This is a genomic window from Streptomyces clavifer (genome assembly GCF_036345975.1).
GTDB classification, from domain to species: domain Bacteria; phylum Actinomycetota; class Actinomycetes; order Streptomycetales; family Streptomycetaceae; genus Streptomyces; species Streptomyces clavifer.
This window is the reverse complement of sequence record NZ_CP107793.1, coordinates 431,034-450,686: the sequence shown is the minus strand read 5'-3', so window position 1 is coordinate 450,686 and position 19,653 is coordinate 431,034. Positions and strand designations below refer to the sequence as shown.

Here is a 19,653-nt window from a genome sequence, read left to right as displayed (position 1 = left end):
GGGAGGGAAGGGAACGGTGGCGGTCACGAGGCGGGCAGCAACTCCCTGACCAGACGTCCCACATGGCCGGTCTCGATGAGGAACCCGTCGTGTCCGTACGGTGATTCGATGATGCGGGGACGGTCCGCGCCCGGCAGCAGCGCCGCCAGTTCCGCCTGCTGGGACGGCGGGTAGAGCCGGTCCGACGCGATGCCCGCCACCAGCGCGGGCATGCCCGCGCGGCGCAGTGCCCGCGCTGTGCCCCCGCGGCCCCGGCCGACGTCGTGACCGTTCATCGCCTCGGTGAGCGTCACGTAGCTGCCCGCGTCGAAGCGGCCCACCAGCTTGGCGGCGTGGTGGTCGAGATACGACTCCACCTGGTAGCGCCCACCCCGCGAGGGAAGCTCACCGGGCTGCGCCTCCCGCCCGAACCGCGCTCCCAGTTCCGCCTCGCTGCGGTAGGTGACGTGGGCGATCCGCCTGGCCTGTCCGAGCCCCCGGTGCGGGCCCGAGCCGGGTGGCGCGTCGTGGTAGCGGCCGCCCTGCCATCCCGGGTCGGCGCGGATCGCGGAGATCTGCACGCTGCCCCAGGCGATCTGCTCGGCCGAGGAGGCGGCGGGGGCGGCGAGCACCAGCAGCGACTCCGTACGGTCGGGCAGGCCCACCGCCCATTCGAGGGCCCGCATGCCGCCCATCGAACCGCCGATCACCGCTGCCCACCGGCCGATGCCGAGGGCGTCGGCGAGTCGTGCCTCCGCGGCCACCTGGTCACGGATCGTCAGATGCGGGAATTCGGTGGCCCAGTGGGTGCCGTCGGACCGCCGGGAGGACGGACCCGTGCTGCCCTGGCAGCCCCCGAGGACGTTCGGGGCGACGACGAACCAGCGATCGGTGTCCAGCGCCCTCCCCGGCCCCACCAGTGCGTCCCACCAGCCCGGAGCCGGGTGGCCGGGGCCCGCGGGGCCCGCCGCGTGGCTGTCCCCGGTCAGCGCGTGCAGGACCAGCACCGCGTTGCCTCCGTCCGGGGCGAGCCGGCCCCAGGTCTCGTACGCCAGGCGCACACCCGGCAGGGTGGCACCGGACTCGAGCCGGAGTGGTCCGTCGAGCGCCACCCATGAGCGTCGGCCGGGCGGATCCCCCTCCCGCCAGCCACCGGTGGCCGGCGGGAGGGGGAGCGAGGGGGAAGTGGCCACCCGGTTCAGGACGCCGCCTTCGCGGCGCGGAACCCCGCCTCGAGATCGGCCTTCAGGTCGTCCACGTTCTCCAGACCCACCGAGAGGCGCACCAGCCCCGCGGTGGCACCGGTGGCGGCGAGCTGCTCCTCCGTCAGCTGGCTGTGCGTCGTGGACGCGGGGTGGATGATCAGGCTCCGCACGTCGCCGATGTTCGCGAGGTGGCTGAACAGCTCGACCGCGTCGACGAACCGCTTGCCCGCCTCGACCCCGTCCCGCAGCTCGAAGGAGAGGACCGCTCCGGCGCCGCGCGGCAGGTAGCGCTGCCCGGCTTCGTACCAGGGACTCGATTCCAGACCCGCGTAGTGCACGGCCGACACCTCGTCCCGGCCCTCCAGCCACCGGGCGAGCGCCAGCGCGTTGGAGGTGTGCCGCTCCAGGCGCAGGCTCAGTGTCTCCACGCCCTGGAGCAGCAGGAACGCGGAGTGCGGCGAGAGCGCCGGCCCGAGGTCGCGCAGCAGCTGGACCCGCAGTTTCACGGCGAAGGCGCCGGGCCCGAGGTCCTGCCAGTACCGCAGGCCGTGGTAGCTCGGGTCGGGTGTGTGGAACTCGGGGAAGCGGTCCTCGTGCGCACCGAAGTCGAAGGTGCCGCCGTCCACGACGACACCGCCGAGGGTGGTGCCGTGCCCGCCCAGGAACTTCGTCGCGGAGTGGATCACGATGTCCGCTCCGTGCTCGAGCGGCCGCAGGAGGTAGGGGGTGGGCACGGTGTTGTCGACGACGAGCGGAACCCCCGCCCCGTGCGCCGCGTCCGCCACTCCCCGGATGTCCAGGACGTCGCCCCGCGGATTGCCGAGCGTCTCCGCGAACAGGGCCTTGGTGTTGGGCCGGATCGCGGCACGCCACGCCTCGATGTCGTCGGGGTCCTCGACGAACGACACCTCGATGCCGAAGCGGGGGAGGGTGTGCCGGAACAGGTTGTAGGTCCCGCCGTAGAGCGAGGTGGAGGAGACGATGTGGTCCCCCGCGCCCGCCAGGGTCAGGAGTGCGAGCGTCTCGGCGGCCTGCCCGGAAGCGAGGGCGACGGCGGCCACCCCGCCCTCCAGCGCGGCGATGCGCTGTTCGAGGACATCCTGCGTGGGGTTGTGGATCCGGGTGTAGATGTTGCCGGGCTCGGCCAGCGAGAACAGGTCGGCCGCGTGCTGGGTGTCACGGAAGACGAACGAGGTCGACTGGTAGATCGGCACCGCGCGGGCCCCGGTCGTCGGATCCGGGACCGCCCCGGAATGGATCTGCCTGGTCTCGAAGGACCAGGCGGTACCGGCGTCCCGCGCATGGTCCTCGGGGGTGTGTCCTGCGGTGACGGAGTCGACGGGCTGGCTCATGTCTTTCCTCGCACGGTGGTTCGGTGGCGGGTTCGTACGCGCAGGCACGGATGCCCGGCGGTGGCGACGGACTGGTTACGGACCGTAGAAGGCGCGCGTACGGGAACGGAAGCGGGACACCCGAGTGGCCACGAAGCTGCAATGCGGTGGCAACAGTCGGTGCTCGCCCGGCCCGCTCCCGTCGCCTCCGTGCGCCGCTGCGCAGGAGGGGCGCACGGGCGGGTGCGGTGGCAGGACCCGGCGGGGCGGTGACCGGGGCGGAGGAACAGTTTCGCGGGCCCACGGAGACACGACCGCGGGCCCACGGAGACATGACCGTGGGCCCGCAGTGCTAGTGCAGAGGTGTCGGAGCCGTTCAGGGGGCGTGCGCCGGCTTCCGGGTCCGGCCGGAGGGGGAACACAGTGGCCGGACCCCCCGCCCCGCGTGACCTGGGCCCACCGGACGGGGGAGCGGCGGAGCGTCAGTCCTGGGTGAACATCCCGCTGCGCAGCTTGAGGAGAATGCGGCTGAGCAGCCGGGACACGTGCATCTGGGAGATGCCGAGCTCCTCACCGATCTCAGCCTGCGTCAACTCCAGGCCGAACCGCATCTCGATGATGCGGCGCTCACGGTCGTCGAGCTCGTCCAGCAGCGGCGCCAGGGCGTGGAGGTTCTCCACCGTCTCCATGGCGGGGTCCGGCTCGCCGAGAACGTCCGCGAACGTGCGCCCGCCCGCGGCGCGGCCCACCGAGTCCGCAGTATCGGTCGGCATGTCGAGCGATCCCGCCGTGTAGCCGTTGGCGGCGACGATGCCCTCGGTGATCTCCTCGTCGTCGAGGCCGAGATGCTCGGCCAGCTCGTGCACCGTCGGGTCCCGGTCGAGACCGACCGCCAACGACTCCTTGGCCTTCGCGATGTCCACCCGCAGTTCCTGCAGCCGCCGGGGCACATGCACGGACCAGGTGGTGTCACGGAAGAACCGCTTGATCTCGCCGACGATGTACGGCACGGCGAAGGAGGTGAACTCGACCTCGCGGGAGAGGTCGAAGCGGTCGATGGCCTTGATCAGACCGATGGTGCCGACCTGGACGATGTCCTCCATGTCACCGCTGCCGCGGTTGCGGAAGCGGCTCGCTGCGAACCGTACGAGGGACAGATTCATCTCGATGAGCGTGTTCCGGGCGTACTGGTGCTCCGGAGTGCCCTCCTCGAGTACCTGCAACCGGTCGAAGAACACCTTGGACAGCGTCCGTGCGTCCTGCGGAGCGATCTGCCCCGCGTCCTCGATCCACGGAAGGCCGTCCACGGCGCCTGCCCGTTCCGCACCGGCGGTCTGTGCAGTGTGCGCCGTCATCTGGTCACACTCCCCTGGTAGAAGTCCATGAGGTCTGTGCGCCTGCCCGAGGCGCGGCAACTCATGCACGGGGAAGTGGATTTGAGCCGAATGCGTGGCGATTGTGGCTGGAATGCACGTGATCGCGGCTGCTGTGTCCATGACGACGGAGGGTCGCCGGACGCGGCGAAGCGCAGAACCGCCCCACCGGTACGGGGGAGCCCGGTGGGGCGGCCGTACCCAGGGTGCCACAGGCTGGGGCGGGTTGGGGCCGGATCCGCTCAGCGAGGCACGATCCGCCGGACCGGATCCGGCAACCGCTCCATGTACTCCGCCTCCGCGCCGCCCGTGCGGAGCGCGTGAAGCGGGGGCCGGTGGGCGCCACGTCCGGCGCCGTGGTGATCACGATGCCGGGATCGGCGGGGTGCCGACCGCCGGGTCGAGGTCCGCGACGACACCCGGACCCGCGGGTCGGGGGCCGTGCCGGGTCCGCCGGCGCCTCGGCACGGCCTCGTGGGGCGAGGCGTCCCGCGCGGGCCCGGCTCTTTGATTGCGCGTACATGAACAGTCCGGCGTCCCGGGAATACGTGCAGCGTGAATCAGCTTTCCTGTCTGTCGGAGCCGCCGAGACAGACCGCAGTGAGGGAGCTCATGCCCAACACACACGCATTCGACCGCACCGTGCGGAGCGGGCGCACCCGCATCGGGACCGCTGAGGAGGTGGCCGCATGAGTGCCCCGGACCGTCGGCCGTCCGCGGAGGGCACAGGGACCGCTCATCCGCTGGACAACCCGGCCCGCACCGCGCTGACCGGGCCCCACGCCCACTTCGCCGAGCGTCGCGGCCGCATCCTGCGCTACCCGGTCGACGTCACCCCGTGGCTGGCCCTCCCGGACACGCCCGACGCCCAGGACTGGGCCGACGTCGCCGCACTGGCGGGGCCCGGCTCGTCCGTCACCCTCACCGCCTTCCGCGATCCGCCGCCGGCCGACTGGCAGATCGTCTTCCACGCGGAGGGCGTGCAGCTGGTGGACGACGGCGTGGACGCCGCCCCCGACCCGGAGGCCCTGCTCCTCGGCCCCGCCGACGTCCCGGAGATGCTGGACCTGGTCGGGCGCACCCGCCCCGGCCCCTTCCTGCCGCGCACCGTGGAGCTCGGCACCTATCTCGGTATCCGCCGCTCCGGAGTCCTGGTGGCCATGGCCGGAGAACGTCTGCACCCGCCCGGCCACACCGAGATCAGCGGAGTCTGCACCGACGATTCCGTACGCGGCCAAGGCCTCGCATCCCGGCTGGTCAGGGCCGTGGCCCACGGCATCAGGGAGCGGGGCGAGATTCCCTTCCTGCACGCCGCCGCGTCGAACACCGGCGCCGTGCGGCTCTACGAATCCCTCGGCTTCCGGCTGCGCCGCCGGACGGAGTTCCTCTCCGCGATCGTTCCGGCGGATCCGGCCCCGCGGACCGATGCCAGGACCACGGCCCCGGGGGCGGGTAGGTTGGAACAAGTGGGGCAATAGTGACGAACGCGCGGGAGGAGTGCCGTGGTCATGGGACTCCGCCGCCCGGCAGTACGAAGGCAGCCGCTGCCGGGGACGGATCCGGGCGAGGAGTCGGCGGGCGCCGCCCGGATCGGGAACCGGGCGCTCGCACTGTGGCTGCTCCTGCTGACCACCGTGGTGGTCGTGCTGGACGCCCTGACCGGTGACGACCTGCCCGTCATCCCGCTCCTGGTGGTCCTGCCCGCGCTGGCGTCCGTGTTCTGCACCGTCCGCCAGACCCTCTGCGTGGCCGCCTGGGTCACCCTGGTCGTGGTCGGCTCCCGCATCCCGCAGACCGGCGCCTTCTGGGACGTCGCCTTCCTCATCGGCTTCACGGCCATCGCCAGCGCCCTGGGGGTCGCGGCCTGCGCCGCGCGCATCCGGCATGCCACCGAGATGGCCCGGCTGCGCTCTGCCGCGGTCGCCCTCCAGCGGCAGATTCTCCGGCCGCTGCCCATCGTCACCCGGCAGGTCCGGGCGGAAGGGCTCTACGAGCCGATCGAGGAGGACCGCTTCGTCGGCGGCGACATCTACGAGGTCGTCGAATCCCCGTACGGGACCCGGGTGATCATCGGAGATGTGCAGGGCAAGGGACTGCAGGCGATCGGTGCGGGCTTCGCCGCGCTCGGCGCGTTCCGCGAGGCGGCCATCCGGGAGTCCTCGCTGGCCTCGGTCGCGGACGTGGTGGAGGACGCGGTCGCCCGGCACAACGCCTTCTCCGCGGAGACGGGTGACACCGAGCGCTTCGTCACCGCTCTGTTGCTCTCCTACGACGGCGACGAGCGGGTGCAGGCCGTGAACTGCGGGCACCTGCCGCCACGGCTGCTCCACGGCGGCACGGCCTCGGCGGTCCCCCTGCACCGGACCTCCGTACCCCTGGGCATGGCCGATCTCAGCGGCGAGGCACGTGCCGCGGAGTGGTTCGCCTTCCCGGAGCACGCGTCCATCCTGCTGTTCACGGACGGGGTGACGGAGGCCCGCGACGGGGCGGGCGCCTTCTATCCGCTCGACGAGAGGCTGGAGGCATGGGCGCGGCGCGAGCCGAGGCAGCTCCTGGAAGCGCTCCAGGCCGACCTGGAGGCGTTCTCCGGCGGAGTGCGCCGAGACGACGTGGCGGTGCTCGTCCTGTGCAGGGTGCAGGACGACGGCGGCGGGAGCGCGGGGCGGCGCGAGGCCGTGGGCGAGGCCCCGGGAGCCACGGAGGCGGTCGCCGCCCAGGAGCAGGCGTAGCAGTCGGACGCGTGTCCGGCCCTTCCGGAAGGCCGTCGGCGGTGCTCCCGCACGGGTGCCGCGGGTGACCGGCGCGTGAGGGGTGGTCGCGCGCCCCCTGTCCCGCCCTCCCGCCGGTACGTGAACCCCTGGGTTCCGCGGGTGTCTGCAAAGTCCCGCCATGCCCCGTGCGCACCCCTAGGCTCGTTTCATCCCGTTCCCCACATACAACAGGAGTCACCCATGGGACAGCAGGCCGTCCCGATCGACCCGTCGGGCCGCGACATCCACGGCGAGGCGGACCGTCTCCGCGCCGCCGGCTCGGCCACGCGGGTCGAACTGCCCGGAGGCATCGGGGCCTGGGCCCCGACCGGCCACCAGGTGCTCAAGCAACTCCTCACCGACCAGAGGGTGTCCAAGGACCCGAACCAGCACTGGCCGGCCTGGATCGACGGTGGGTTCCGGGAGACCTGGGTCAACTCCTGGGTGGGGGTGACCAACATGTTCACGGCCTACGGCGCCAACCACCGACGGTTACGCAAGCTCGTCTCGCCCGCGTTCACCAAGCGGCGCACGGACGCGCTCGCGCCGCGCGTCGAGGCGATCACCGCCCGACTCCTCGACCGGATGGCCGAGGCCGCCGCCGAGGGCCCCGTGGACCTGCGCGCCGCCTACGCCCACCCGCTCCCGATGGAGGTCATCTGCGAACTCTTCGGACTCCCGGAGGACCGCCGGGCCGACACCGCGCGGCTCGTGGGCGAGGTCATCGACACCACCGCCACCCCCGAAGAGGCCCTCGCCACCTGGCAGGCCTTCCAGGAACTGCTGGCGGGACTGGTGGAGGCCAAGCGCGCGCGACCCGGCGACGACCTGACGAGCGTGCTCATCGCCACCCGGGACGAAGAGGACTCCGGCCTCACCGAGGCCGAACTCCTCGACACCCTGCTCCTCGTCATCGGCGCCGGCCACGAGACCACGGTCAACCTCATCGGCAACGCCGTGCACGCCCTCCTGACGCATCCCGGCCACCTCGCCCGGGTGCTCGGCGGTGACATCCCCTGGAGCGACGTCATCGAGGAGACGCTGCGCTGGGCGCCGTCGATCGCGAACCTGCCCCTGCGGTACGCCGTCGAGGACATCGAACTCCCCGACGGGATCACCATCGCCCGCGGGGACGCGATCCTCACGACCTATGCCGCCGCCGGGCGCGATCCAGGACGTCATGGTGCGGACGCGCACCACTTCGACCCCACCCGGGTCGACAAGGAACATCTCTCCTTCGGGCACGGCGTCCACTACTGCGTCGGCGCGCCCCTGGCCCGTCTCGAGGCATCGGTCGCCCTGCCCGCGCTCTTCGCCCGCTTCCCCGGGCTGCGCCTCGCCGACCCGTCCGTGCCCGCGGGCCAGGTGGAGTCGTTCATCGCGTACGGATTCGGCGCCCTGCCGGTCCGGTTGGGCTGACCACCCGGCTCCGGGTCCGGGGGCCGCCCGCCCCCGGACCCGGAGCCATCCTCCCCGCCAGGAACTGCCTCCGGACAGGACGGGCCGCCCGGACACCGCGCCACGCACCAGGGCGGCCGTGCGTCGGGCCCGGCGGACGGCCGGGGGGACGTGGTTACACTGGACGCCATGGGTTCGTACTACTTCTTCCTCTGATTCCCGGCCAGGACGCGGCCGCGCGACGCCGAGCGTCGCCGCCCGACCGGGCCGTGCCGCAGTCCTTCCCGCCGTCCGGCACCCACGCCCCGCCGTGCGCCTCCACGGTGTGCGCGGCCGAGGGCCTGTCACCTCGGGGAAGCGCCCATGCCCTTGCATCACCACCGCGCCCAGCTGACCATGAACGACGTCTCCAAGGCCTACGGAGACCGATCCGTACTCGACCAGGTGTCCCTCACCGTCCGCCCCGGCGAACGGGCCGCGGTCATCGGTGAGAACGGCTCCGGGAAGTCCACCCTGCTCCGACTGATGGCCGGGGCGGAGGCGCCGGACAGCGGCGACCTCACCGTCCACTTCCCTGGTGGCACCGGCTACCTCGCCCAGACCCTCGCGCTCGACCCCGCCGGAACCGTCCAGGACGCCGTCGACGCCGCCCTCGACGAACTGCGAGAGCTCGAACGCCTGATCCGCACGGCGGAAGCGGGCCTGTCCGACGGCGACCCGACCGACACGCAACTCGGCGCCTACGGCGACCTCCTGACGATGTACGAGGAACGCGGCGGGTACCGGGCGGACGCCAGGGTGGACGCGGCCCTGCACGGCCTCGGCCTCGGGCACCTCACCCGGGCCCGACGGCTCGGCACGCTGTCCGGCGGCGAGCAGTCCCGGCTCGCCCTGGCCTGCGTGCTGGCCGCCGCGCCGGAACTCCTGCTCCTCGACGAACCCACCAACCACCTCGACGCCGCCGCCGTCACCTGGCTGGAGGACCACCTCCGCGCCCACCGGGGCACCGTCGTCACCGTCACCCACGACCGGGTGTTCCTGGAGCGGACCACCACCGTCATCCTGGAGGTCGACCGCGACCTGCGGGGGGTCTCCCGCTACGGGGACGGCTGGGACGGCTACCGCACGGCGAAGGCAGCCGCACGCCGCCGCTCGGCCCAGGAACATCAGGAGTGGCTGGACGAACTGGCCCGCACCGAGGAGCTGGTGAGTGCGGCGGGCCAGCGCCTCGCGGGGAGCGGCAAGGACCCGGGGGAGGGTTTCGGCAAGCACCGCAGGTCGCACGAGGCCAAACTGTCCGGGCAGGTCAGGGCGGCCAGGACCCGGCTCGAGGCGCTGCGCCGCGCGCCCGTGCCGGCGCCCCCGCAGCCGCTGCGCTTCACCGCCGGACTCATGACGGCCGGCCACCCGGCCCCCGGCGGGGACCGGCGCGGCGAACCTCTGGCAGAGCTCGGCTCCGTCGTCGTCGGTGACCGGCTGGACCTGCCCGCACTGCGGATCCGGCCGGGCCGGCGCCTCATGGTCACCGGACCCAACGGAGCGGGCAAGACCACACTGCTGCGGGTCATCGCCGGTGACCTCGCACCGGACGCCGGGACGGTCCGGCGCCGGGCCCGCGTCGGATACCTCCCGCAGGAGCTGCCCGTCAGCCCCACGCGCCGCTCCCTGCTCGCGACATTCGCCGCGGGACGGCCGGGGCCGGCCGACGAGTACGCCGAGCAGTTGCTCGCCCTCGGCCTGTTCCGCCCGGACGACCTGGCCGTGCCCGTGGCGGCCCTCTCCATCGGGCAGCAGCGCAGGCTGGCCCTGGCGCGGCTGGTGACCCGGCCGGCGGACCTGCTGGTCCTGGACGAGCCGACCAACCACATCGCGCTGAGCCTTGTCGAGGAGCTGGAAGCCGCGCTCTCCCGATTCGAGGGCGCCGTGGTCGTCGTCTCGCACGACCGCAGCTTCCGCAGCCGCTTCACCGGCGACCGCCTCGAACTGCACGCGGGCCGCCCCGTCACGGAGACCGGAGCCACGGCCCACGGCTGAGCGGCCCGCATTCCGGGGCGCAGGGGCTCGGGGGGTGCGTGCCCGCGGTTCCGGGCCTACGCCTCCGAAGGGGCGCCGCCGTCCCGCACATGGGCGCGCAGACGCTCGACGAACACACGCTGGCCCGCCACCAGGCGCTCGGCGGCCTCGTCCGGTGTGCACCAGGCGAACCGGTCCATCTCCGGGAACTCCTGCTGCGCACCGGATCCCCGCGGCCACTCCATGGTGAACGTCCCGGGGACCGCCAGGGCAGGGTTCAGCTCGGCCTCCAGCGCCCATACGGTCACGATCTTGCCGCTGGACTGACGCGCCTCGCCCAGCGGCACCCACGGCCCCTCAGGCACCGGCAGCCCCAGTTCCTCCTGGAACTCCCTGCGGGCGGCCGCCGCCGGCTCCTCGTCGGGCTCGTACTCGCCCTTGGGCACCGACCAGGCAGCCGTCTCCTGGTTCGCCCAGAACGGACCGCCCATGTGTCCGATCAGCACCTCGGCATCCCGCTCGCCACCGTCCGTACGGGTGATCCGGTAGAGCAGAAGTCCCGCGCTGCGCTTCGCTGTCGACATGTCGTCAAGTGTGCCGGACCAGGTCCCGGAGGGCCACAGCACGCGTCCGTCCGTCCCGTCCGTCCGTCCGTCCGGACGGGACGGACGCGGCAGCCGGTCCCCGGACCGTCGGGGCCACCGCCTCGCCGTCCGCTGTTCCCTCCGATGTCCTCGTCGTCCTCTGGTGCGTCACGGTGCGCCCGGCCATGCTGTCCGCCGACAGCCCAACCCCGTTCTGCACCAGGAGGATCTGTGGGCCTCGGCACACTCGGTACCGCCCTGCGGCCACTCGTACTGCTCGCGACGGCGTCCGCGATGACGCTCACCGCCGTGGCCCCCGCGACCGCCGACCCGGATCATGATCCGCGCCCGCACACCACCGCCGAGATCCTCAGACCCGTCGCCCCGCCGGCCGCCGGCAGTCCTTCCGGCGGGGCGAGGTCCGTCGTGGACGGCGACGGCATCGAGACCGCCCGCACCTCCCGGCCGCTCGCCCCCGGCGTCCGCCTGAGCTCGTACGACCGGCTCGAATCCGACAAGTGGCTGCGCGTCGACACCCTCTCCGTCGATCTGGACGGCAGCGGAGTGCGCGCCGACTACCTGTCCAGCGGCAAGGTCACCGACCGGCGCACGGTCTCCGAACTCGCCGCCCGCCACGACCCGGGGAAGGGCCGGCGCACCGTGGCCGCGATCAACGCGGACTTCTTCGACATCAACCAGACCGGAGCCCCGCAGGGGCCAGGGATCAAGGACGGCCGCCCCGTCCACTCCCCGGCTCCCGGCGTCAACCGCGCGGTGGGCATCGGGCCCGCGAGCGCCGGGCGCGTCCTGGAGCTGTACTTCGAGGGCACGCTCACCCTCCCGGACGGCGAGCACCCGCTCGCCGCGTACAACGCCGCGAACGTGCCGGCCGGGGGAGTGGGCGCCTACACCTCCGCCTGGGGCAGCGCCGACCGCGCCCTGACCGTCGACGCCGCGCAGCCCGTCGCGGAAGCGGCCGTGCGGGACGGCAGGGTCGTCAGTGTGTCGGACACCCCGGGAGCGGGCCCCGTGCCCGACGGCACCACCGTCCTCGTCGGCCGGGAGGCCGGAGCCGCTCCGCTGGCGGCCCTGGTACCCGGCGACCCGGTCGCCATGGAGTACCGGGCGCGCACCGACGGCGGGCCCGTGCCGGACACCGCCCTCGGTGGCCGGGAACTGCTCGTCGTCGACGGTGCCGCCCGGAACCACGACGGCGAGGGCAACAACGCACCCGCACCCCGCACCGCCGTCGGGTTCTCCCGGGACGGCCGCACGATGCAGGTCGTGACGGTGGACGGCCGCCAGGCCGACAGCGGCGGAGTCACGCTCACCGAACTCGGCCTGATGATGAGTCGCGCCGGTTCGTACAGCGCACTCAACCTGGACGGCGGGGGCTCCTCCACGCTCGTCGCCCGTGCACCGGGCAGCGACGCACTTCAGGTGGAGAACAGCCCGTCCGACGGCAGCGAGCGGACCGTGCCCAACGGCCTCGCTCTCACCGCCCCCGACGGCAGCGGCCGGCTGGAGGGCTTCTGGGTGCAGACCCGTACCCCGGCCGGCGCGGCACCCGGCACCGATCCCGTCACGGGCGGGCACCCGGAGCGGGTCTTCCCCGGCCTGACCCGACGGCTCACCGCCGCGGGGTACGACGAGACGTACGGCCCCGCCGCGGGCACCCCCCGCTGGCGTGCGGGCAGCCCGTCGGTGGGCGGCGTCGACGCCGACGGCACCTTCACCGCCCGTCGCAGCGGTACGACCGACGTGCTGGCCGAGCGGGCGGGGGCCCACGGCAGCACCCGTCTCACGGTCCTGGACCGGCTGGCCGGGATCCGGCCCACCACCGCACGGGTCGGCCTCGCGGACAGTGCGGCCACCGGCACCTTCGGCATCGTCGGGCTCGACGCCCACGGGACGAACGCACCCGTGGAACCGGCCGACGTCACCCTCGCGTACGACCGCGCCCTGTTCGCCGTCGACGACGACGGCCTCGGATCCTTCACCGTCAGATCCCGCACCGGCGCCGGTGCGGGACAGATCAAGGCGACCGTCGCCGGCACCAGCACGGTGCTCGCGGTGAGCGTCGGCCTGACCGAACAGGAAGTGTCGGACTTCGACGACGCCGGATCCTGGACGTTCAGCCAGGCCCGGGCCGACGGATCCGTGGGCCCGGCACCCGACGGCCGCACCGGCACCGGACTACGGCTCACCTACGACTTCACCAGGTCGACGGCGACACGCGCCGCCTACGCGAGCCCGCCGCAGCCGGTCTCCGTGCCGGGGCAGCCGCAGTCCTACACCCTCTGGATCAAGGGTGACGGCAACGGCGCCTGGCCCACTCTGCACCTCAAGGACGCGGCGGGCTCGGACCAGCTGCTGCGCGGGCCCTACGTCACCTGGACCGGCTGGCGCCAGGTGACCTTCGGCGTACCACCGGGCGCGGCGATGCCGCTGTCCGTGCACCGCTTCTACCTCGCCGAGACGGCGGCGGCCCGGCAGTACACCGGCGAGATCGTCATCGACGACCTCGCCGCACAGGTGCCGCCCACGGTCGATCTGCCCGAACAGACCGCCCCGGCCGACCCGCTGATCGACAGCGCTGCGGTGACCGGGCGTAGGGACTGGCGGTTCGCGGTGATGTCCGACGCCCAGTTCGTCGCGCGCGACCCGGACAGTGCGATCGTCCGGCAGGCCCGTCGGACCCTGCGCGAGATCAAGGCCGCGGAGCCCGACTTCCTCGTCGTCAACGGCGATCTCGTCGACGAGGGTTCACCCGCCGACCTCGCCTTCGCCCGCCAGGTGCTCGACGAGGAGCTCGGCGACGCCCTGCCCTGGTACTACGTGCCGGGCAACCACGAGGTGATGGGCGGGAAGATCGACAACTTCATCACGGAGTTCGGTCCCGCCCGGCGCACGTTCGACCACAAGGGCACCCGGGTCGTCACCCTCGACACGTCGAGCCTCAGCCTGCGGGGCGGCGGCTTCGCCCAGGTCAAGGAGTTGCGCGCACAGCTGGACTCGGCGGCGCGGGACCGGTCCGTGGGGTCCGTCCTGATCGTCGAGCACGTGCCGCCGCGCGACCCGACCGTGCAGAAGGGCAGCCAGCTGGGCGACCGCAAGGAGGCGGCCCTGGTCGAGCGGTGGCTCGCGGACTTCCGCCGGACGACGGGCAAGGGTGCGGCCCTGATCGGCAGTCATGTCGGGGTCTTCCACGCCTCGCGCGTCGACGGAGTTCCGTATCTGATCAACGGCAATTCCGGCAAGGCGCCGGCGGGGCCCGTGGACGAGGGCGGATTCACCGGATGGACCCTGATCGGCGCGGACCGCGTCTCGACGGGTGCACAGGAGTCGGCGCGCCACCGGCCGTGGCGGGGCGGACCCGACTGGGTGTCCGCCCAGACCCGCGCCCACGTCGACGCGCTGACGCTCGACGCACCGCCCGTGATCGTCGCCGGAGAGCGTACGCGGGTCGGCGCGAGCGTCACCCAGGGGGCGCGTACCGTGCCGGTCGCCTTCCCGCTCAGTGCCGACTGGACCGGTTCCCCGAACCTCCACATCGGCGACCCGGACGACGCGCGCCGCCGCCACACCGCGGTGCTGGACCCGGCCACCGGAACGCTCACCGCACTGTGGCCGGGGGCCGTCACACTGGCGGTGAGTGTGAACGGCACGACCCGGCAGGTACGGATCGAGGTCGCGGCGGGAGCGGCGACGGCCCCGGCCGCCTGAGACACCTCGGGGGCGGCACTCCGGGCGGACGGCCACCGAGGGCACGTCGGAGTTCCCATGGCTCAAGGGCTCCGACGTGCCGCGACGGATTCAGGAACACCGCCCCCGGCCATCCGACGGCACCTTCCGAGGCCGGCGCGAGGCCGGTGGCCGCAGGGGCGCCGGCATCCGGCGCCGGCCTCCCGCCCGCCCCCGGGTCCGTCGCTGAACCAGGCTTTCAGGGAAGGGAGTTCGAGGACGAGGGCCGAGGGAGGTCGCCGCAGCTGTTACGGACCGACCCTTGCGGAGCATTGCGACAGCCCCATAGGTTCCACGCCGGAGCAGTAATTGGGAGCGCTCCCATCATCGAGTCCTCGAAAGGACACCATGAAGAGCCTCATCGTCTCTCTCAGGTCCGCGCGTGCCGCGGTGACGGCGTTACTCGTGACGCTGGCCTCGCTCGCGGCCCTCGGCGCGGTGGCGACGCCCGCCCGCGCGGACACCCTGATCTGCGACCAGTACGGAACGGCCGTCGTCCAGGGCCGCTACGTGGTGCAGAACAACCGCTGGGGCACCGCCGACGCGCAGTGCGTCAACGTCTCCGGCGACGGCTTCACCCTCCAGCGCGCCGACGGCTCCGTCCCGACGAACGGGGCGCCGAAGTCGTATCCGTCCGTCTTCAACGGCTGCCACTACACCACCTGTTCGCCCGGAACCGTCCTTCCGGCCAGGCTGAGCTCGATCAGCAGCGCTCCGACCGGATTCACCTACGGATACGTCGGCAACGCGGTCTACAACGCGTCCTACGACATCTGGCTCGACCCGGAGCCGAAGACCGACGGCGTCAACCGGACCGAGATCATGATCTGGTTCAACCGGGTGGGGCCCATCCAGCCGATCGGTTCGCGGTCCGGTACCGCGTCCGTCGCGGGCCGCACCTGGGAGGTCTGGACCGGGAACAACGGCGGCAACGACGTCATCTCCTTCGTGGCGCCGTCCGCCATCACGACCTGGAACTTCGACGTCATGGACTTCGTGGACCAGACCGTGGCGCGGGGCATGGCCCAGAACTCCTGGTACCTCACCAGCGTCCAGGCCGGCTTCGAGCCGTGGCAGAACGGCGCCGGCCTCTCGCTCAGCTCCTTCTCCTCGGTCGTCAACACCGACGGCGGCACCGAGAACCCCGGGGAGCCGGAGGAGCCCGGCACGCCCGCGGCCTGCCGGGTGACCTACACGGCGAACTCCTGGTCGAACGGATTCACCGCCGACGTGAAGGTCGACAACACCGGAACCGCACCCGTCGACGGCTGGAGGCTCGGCTTCACCCTGCCGTCGGGACAGACGGTCACCCAGGCGTGGAACGCGTCCCTCTCGTCGTCCTCCGGCGCGGTGACCGCGACCAACGTGGCCTTCAACACCCGGATCGCCGCGGGCGGCAGCCAGTCGTTCGGCTTCCAGGGCACACACTCCGGAGGCTTCACGGAACCGGAGCGGTTCACGCTCAACGGCGCGGCCTGCACGGTGGCCTGACCGTCCGGGCGCACGTGCCCGGCCGGCCCCACGCGGGCCGGCCGGTCCCGCTCATACCTTCCGGTACCCGTACGCGTCAGCGGCCGCCGCCTCCACGGTGTCCAGATCGCCGCCCGCCGACGCGGTCACCAGTGCGGCGACCGCACCCTCGACGAACGGCGCGTCCACCAGCCGGGAACCGGGTGGCAGTTCGTCGCCCTCGGCCAGCATGGCCTTCACCGTCAGCACCGCGCTCCCGAGATCGACGAGCAGGGCCACCCCCGCACCCCTGTCGACCGACCTGGCAGCACCGGCGATCAGCTCCACACTGGTCCCGAGCCCTCCGGCGGAGGTGCCCCCGGCCGCGGCCACGGGTGCGGTCGCCCCGCCGGCCGCCAGTCCTCGCGCCAGTTCGGCGACGGTCTCGGCCACCGGGCCGCTGTGCGACACCAGCACGATCCCGACCTGCTGCTCCTCGCTCACGCGTCCCCACCACCGCTCGTCCCCGCCGCCTCGACGAGGGCCGCGACCAGCAACGCGGCGGAGGTCGCCCCCGGATCCTGGTGCCCGATGCTGCGCTCGCCCAGATAACTGGCCCTGCCCTTGCGCGCCTGCAGGGGCACCGTCGCCAGCGCACCGGCCAGCGCCGCGTCCCGGGCCGCCCCGGCGGAGGACCTCAGCGCCCCGACCGCCGGCAGCAGAGCGTCGAGCATGGTTTTGTCCCCGGCCTTCGCCCCGCCCAACTGCGCGACGGCCTCGACGCCGGCCTCGAGTGCGTCGGCGAACCGGCCGTCCGTCACCTCGGGTTCGTCCCCAAGTGCCTTGCCGGTGCGGCGCAGCAGCGTTCCGTACAACGGTCCCGACGCCCCGCCCACCGTCGAGATCAGCTGCCGGCCCGCGAGCGTCAGCACCGCGCCGGGCGTCGCGGGGGACTCCCTCTCCAGGACGGCCGTCACCGCCGTGAATCCGCGCTGCATGTTGCTCCCGTGATCGGCGTCCCCGATCGCGGCGTCCAGTTCGGTCAGCCGGCTCGCCTCACGGTCGACGGCCGCGGCGGTGGCGGCCATCCAGCGGCGGAAGAAATCGGTGTCGAGCACGTCATCTCCTGTTCCTCACACATCGGGCGGCGGGCCGGTTCACCGGCCCCAGCGGAGCGCGGACGTCTGCACCGGTGCGTCCCAGAGCCGGAGCATCTCCTCGTCGACCTGGCAGAGCGTCACCGAACAGCCCGCCATGTCGAGCGACGTCACGTAGTTCCCCACCAGCGTACGAGCCACCGCGACCCCCCGCTCGGACAGCACCCGGTGCACCTCGGCACCGAACCCGTACAGCTCCAGCAGCGGCGTCGCGCCCATCCCGTTGACCAGCACCAGGACCGGTCCGTCCGGCCGCAGATCCTCCAGCACCGCGTGGACCGCGATGTCGGCGATCTCTCCGGACGTCATCATCGGACGGCGCTCCCGCCCGGGCTCGCCGTGGATACCGATGCCCAACTCCAGTTCGCCCGGAGGGAGATCGAATGTCGGGCTGCCCTTCGCCGGCGTGGTGACGGCACCGAGCGCCACCCCGAAACTGCGCGAGGACTCGTTGACCCGGCGCGCCACGGCCTCCACCCGCTCCAGCGGTGCACCCTCGTCGGCGAGCGCACCCGCGATCTTCTCGACGAACAGTGTCGCGCCCGTGCCCCGGCGGCCCGCCGTGAACGTGCTGTCGGACACCGCCACGTCGTCGTCGACCAGGACCCGGGCGACCCGCAGGCCCTCGTCCTCGGCGAGTTCGACCGCCATGTCGAAGTTCAGCACGTCACCGGTGTAGTTCTTGACGATGAACAGCACCCCCGCGCCACTGTCGACGGCGGCGGCGGCCCGGACCATCTGGTCGGGCACGGGCGAGGTGAAGACCTCACCGGGACACGCGGCCGAGAGCATGCCGGGCCCGACGAAGCCCGCATGCAGCGGCTCGTGCCCGGATCCGCCGCCGGACACGAGCCCGACCTTCCCGGCCACCGGTGCGTCGCGCCGCACGACCACCCGGTTCTCGACGTCCACGGTGAGCTCGGGGTGGGCGGCGGCCATACCGCGGAGGGCGTCCGCGACCACGGTCTCCGGCACGTTGATCAGCATCTTCAACGGTAACTCCTCCGTACGTACCCGCCGTGCCCGGTGCAGGGTGCTGCCGGGTCGGCGGGTGTGGGTGGGATTGCGTTCCCCGGTGGTGGCCGGCGGCGGACCGGGCGGGGGGTGACGCCGGGCCGGCGCCCACCGACCCCGGCTCTCCGCCAGGAGTGCCCCCTCCGGTCGGCGTCGGTGCGGACACCAGTATCGGCACCACGCGCGTGATCGGGGAAGCGGCGCGGCGCATCGGATGGGCGGAACCGCCGGCACTCCACCTCCCCGCGTCACCCGAAGCCGGGTGGTCGGTCCCCGGGGCGTGACGGGGACGAAGCCGCCGGAGCGACCGCGCGCTCGGCGAATCGTCCGAGCGGGGCGAGCGGGCCCAGCCCCGCGGGCACCCCGCCCACGCCATGGGGGCCGCTGCCCGGGAGCCGGCAGGGGCAGCGGCCGCGAGCGGGCGAGCGGCGCCTCAACCAGGCAGACAGACTTCCTGGTCAGGCACCCACTGGCCGAACCAGTCGCTCAACGGAACCCCGATGCACCACTCGTGCCTGTTCGGGTCCGGCTCGGGCACGACGGGTGCGGGCTTCTCCGGCTTCGGGGGCTCAATCGGCACGGGTGCCGGCAGGACGGGGTCCCCGGCACCCGGCTGCCAGGTCAGCATGTCGCGGTACACCCGGGAGGACTCGGGGTTGTCGGCGCACTGCCACACGCCGTGCGGGCAGTAGTCCGTGATCGTCTGGTACACCGGCTCGTGCTGTTCGATCCACTCCAGCATGCGGCGCATGTACTCGGGATTGTCGCCGTTGCGGAACAGCCCCCACTCGGGGAACGAGATCGGCTTGCCGTGCTCCGCGGCGAAGTCGACCTGCTTCTGCAGGCCGTAGGGCTCATTCACCTGATCGTCGAACGTACGGGCGGGAGGCTGGTCGTACGAGTCCATGCCGATGATGTCCACGACGTCGTCGCCGGGATAGCACTCGGTCCAGGGAACGGCGTCCCGTCCCCGGTTCGGAGCGAAGTCGAAGCGGAACTCCTGACCGGGCACCGACCGCATCGTGGTGACGATGCGCCTCCAGTACGCCTTCCACGCGGTGGGATCGGGACCGCAGCGGTGGGTGTACGTGGTCCCGTTCATCTCCCAGCCGAGCACGATCACCGTGTCCGGGACGCCCAGCACGACCAGCCGGTCCGCGAGCCTGCGGAAGTGCTCGTCGAACTCCCCGTCGGCCCCCGCCCGCAGCAGCCCGCGCACCTCGTGGTCGGGGACGCGTGCCTCGTTGCGTTCCAGCATCGGCGTGTTGAGCACGAACAGCCGGTCCTCCGAAGCCCGCCGCCAGGCCGCCCACGAGCCGAGGAATCCGGGACTGCCCTCGATGTTGACCCACAGGTCGCCGGGCAGATAGCTGTGCCCGACCCGCATCTCCGTCCCGCCCAGCCAACGCGACAGCTCCGTCATCCGCTGAACGCCCTTCGGCCCGTAGTCCAGGTAGGCGCCGACGGCGGTCGAGATCTCCGGGCCCCCAGGAGCCGGTGAGACGCCCTTGCCGGCCATGGAGTCCGGGGCGCCCCGGTCCGCGACGACCGCACCGCCGACGAGGAGGCCGAGCACAGCCGTACCGATTCCGAAGTTGACGAGGCGGCGCTGTGCGGGCACGGATCCTCCATGGGTTGTGGCGTACCTCCGACCCT

General features: G+C 72.8%; 14 protein-coding genes. 6 read left to right on the top strand and 8 right to left on the bottom strand.

The genetic code is table 11. From position 1 onward, the window contains the following. Positions 1 to 23 precede the first annotated feature (23 nt). The 3 genes from metX to OG927_RS01905 form a co-directional block, all read right to left on the bottom strand. Positions 24 to 1,172 carry a homoserine O-acetyltransferase MetX gene (gene metX / locus OG927_RS01915; protein WP_124283231.1) on the bottom strand — a complete coding sequence of 383 codons (1,149 nt, stop codon included), beginning with the start codon at positions 1,170 to 1,172 and terminating at the stop codon, positions 24 to 26. Positions 1,173 to 1,177: 5 nt separating this feature from the next. After that, positions 1,178 to 2,536, bottom strand: a complete 1,359-nt coding sequence (locus OG927_RS01910) for a bifunctional o-acetylhomoserine/o-acetylserine sulfhydrylase (protein ID WP_330319577.1) — start codon at positions 2,534 to 2,536, stop codon at positions 1,178 to 1,180. 461 nt (positions 2,537 to 2,997) lie between these two features. Continuing rightward, positions 2,998 to 3,870 (bottom strand): RNA polymerase sigma factor SigF, encoded by an 873-nt coding sequence (locus OG927_RS01905; protein ID WP_330319576.1) that lies wholly within the window; start codon positions 3,868 to 3,870, stop codon positions 2,998 to 3,000. A gap of 707 nt (positions 3,871 to 4,577) precedes the next feature. Here OG927_RS01905 and OG927_RS01900 point away from each other — a divergent pair. The 4 genes from OG927_RS01900 to abc-f all read left to right on the top strand — a co-directional run bounded on the left by OG927_RS01900 (position 4,578) and on the right by abc-f (position 10,070). After that, entirely contained in the window at positions 4,578 to 5,366 is a 789-nt protein-coding gene (locus OG927_RS01900; RefSeq protein WP_124283232.1) for a GNAT family N-acetyltransferase, read from the top strand. A 24-nt stretch (positions 5,367 to 5,390) separates the two neighbouring features. Next, positions 5,391 to 6,617 (top strand): PP2C family protein-serine/threonine phosphatase, encoded by a 1,227-nt coding sequence (locus OG927_RS01895; protein WP_079099308.1) that lies wholly within the window; start codon positions 5,391 to 5,393, stop codon positions 6,615 to 6,617. 222 nt (positions 6,618 to 6,839) lie between these two features. Then, positions 6,840 to 8,057, top strand: coding sequence for a cytochrome P450 family protein (locus tag OG927_RS01890; protein ID WP_319099579.1), 1,218 nt, complete (start codon positions 6,840 to 6,842; stop codon positions 8,055 to 8,057). Between the two features lie 342 nt (positions 8,058 to 8,399). Then, the gene (gene abc-f / locus OG927_RS01885; protein WP_124283235.1) at positions 8,400 to 10,070 is read left to right on the top strand and encodes a ribosomal protection-like ABC-F family protein; all 1,671 of its coding nucleotides are present in this window, start codon (positions 8,400 to 8,402) and stop codon (positions 10,068 to 10,070) included. 56 nt (positions 10,071 to 10,126) lie between these two features. Here abc-f and OG927_RS01880 read toward each other — a convergent pair whose 3' ends face one another. Next, a complete protein-coding gene (locus OG927_RS01880; protein WP_056788284.1) occupies positions 10,127 to 10,633 on the bottom strand; it encodes an NUDIX domain-containing protein in 507 nt (168 codons plus the stop codon). 294 nt (positions 10,634 to 10,927) lie between these two features. Here OG927_RS01880 and OG927_RS01875 point away from each other — a divergent pair, with 294 nt between their 5' ends. Both OG927_RS01875 and OG927_RS01870 read left to right on the top strand, forming a co-directional pair. Next, complete coding sequence (locus tag OG927_RS01875; protein ID WP_330321287.1) at positions 10,928 to 14,359, top strand: phosphodiester glycosidase family protein; 3,432 nt, start codon at positions 10,928 to 10,930, stop codon at positions 14,357 to 14,359. 366 nt (positions 14,360 to 14,725) lie between these two features. Continuing rightward, positions 14,726 to 15,868 carry a GH12 family glycosyl hydrolase domain-containing protein gene (locus OG927_RS01870; protein ID WP_124283236.1) on the top strand — a complete coding sequence of 381 codons (1,143 nt, stop codon included), beginning with the start codon at positions 14,726 to 14,728 and terminating at the stop codon, positions 15,866 to 15,868. A gap of 51 nt (positions 15,869 to 15,919) precedes the next feature. Here the strand turns inward: OG927_RS01870 and OG927_RS01865 are convergent, their stop codons facing one another. The 4 genes from OG927_RS01865 to OG927_RS01850 all read right to left on the bottom strand — a co-directional run bounded on the left by OG927_RS01865 (position 15,920) and on the right by OG927_RS01850 (position 19,618). Continuing rightward, positions 15,920 to 16,330 carry a PTS-dependent dihydroxyacetone kinase phosphotransferase subunit DhaM gene (locus OG927_RS01865; RefSeq protein ID WP_056787955.1) on the bottom strand — a complete coding sequence of 137 codons (411 nt, stop codon included), beginning with the start codon at positions 16,328 to 16,330 and terminating at the stop codon, positions 15,920 to 15,922. Beyond that, a complete protein-coding gene (gene dhaL / locus OG927_RS01860) occupies positions 16,327 to 16,944 on the bottom strand; it encodes a dihydroxyacetone kinase subunit DhaL (RefSeq protein WP_056787952.1) in 618 nt (205 codons plus the stop codon). The genes OG927_RS01865 and dhaL overlap by 4 nt, the downstream gene beginning before the upstream one ends. Before the next feature lie 39 nt (positions 16,945 to 16,983). After that, the gene (gene dhaK / locus OG927_RS01855) at positions 16,984 to 17,976 is read right to left on the bottom strand and encodes a dihydroxyacetone kinase subunit DhaK (protein WP_124283237.1); all 993 of its coding nucleotides are present in this window, start codon (positions 17,974 to 17,976) and stop codon (positions 16,984 to 16,986) included. A gap of 454 nt (positions 17,977 to 18,430) precedes the next feature. Continuing rightward, complete coding sequence (locus OG927_RS01850; RefSeq protein ID WP_330319575.1) at positions 18,431 to 19,618, bottom strand: glycoside hydrolase family 26 protein; 1,188 nt, start codon at positions 19,616 to 19,618, stop codon at positions 18,431 to 18,433. Positions 19,619 to 19,653 lie beyond the last annotated feature (35 nt).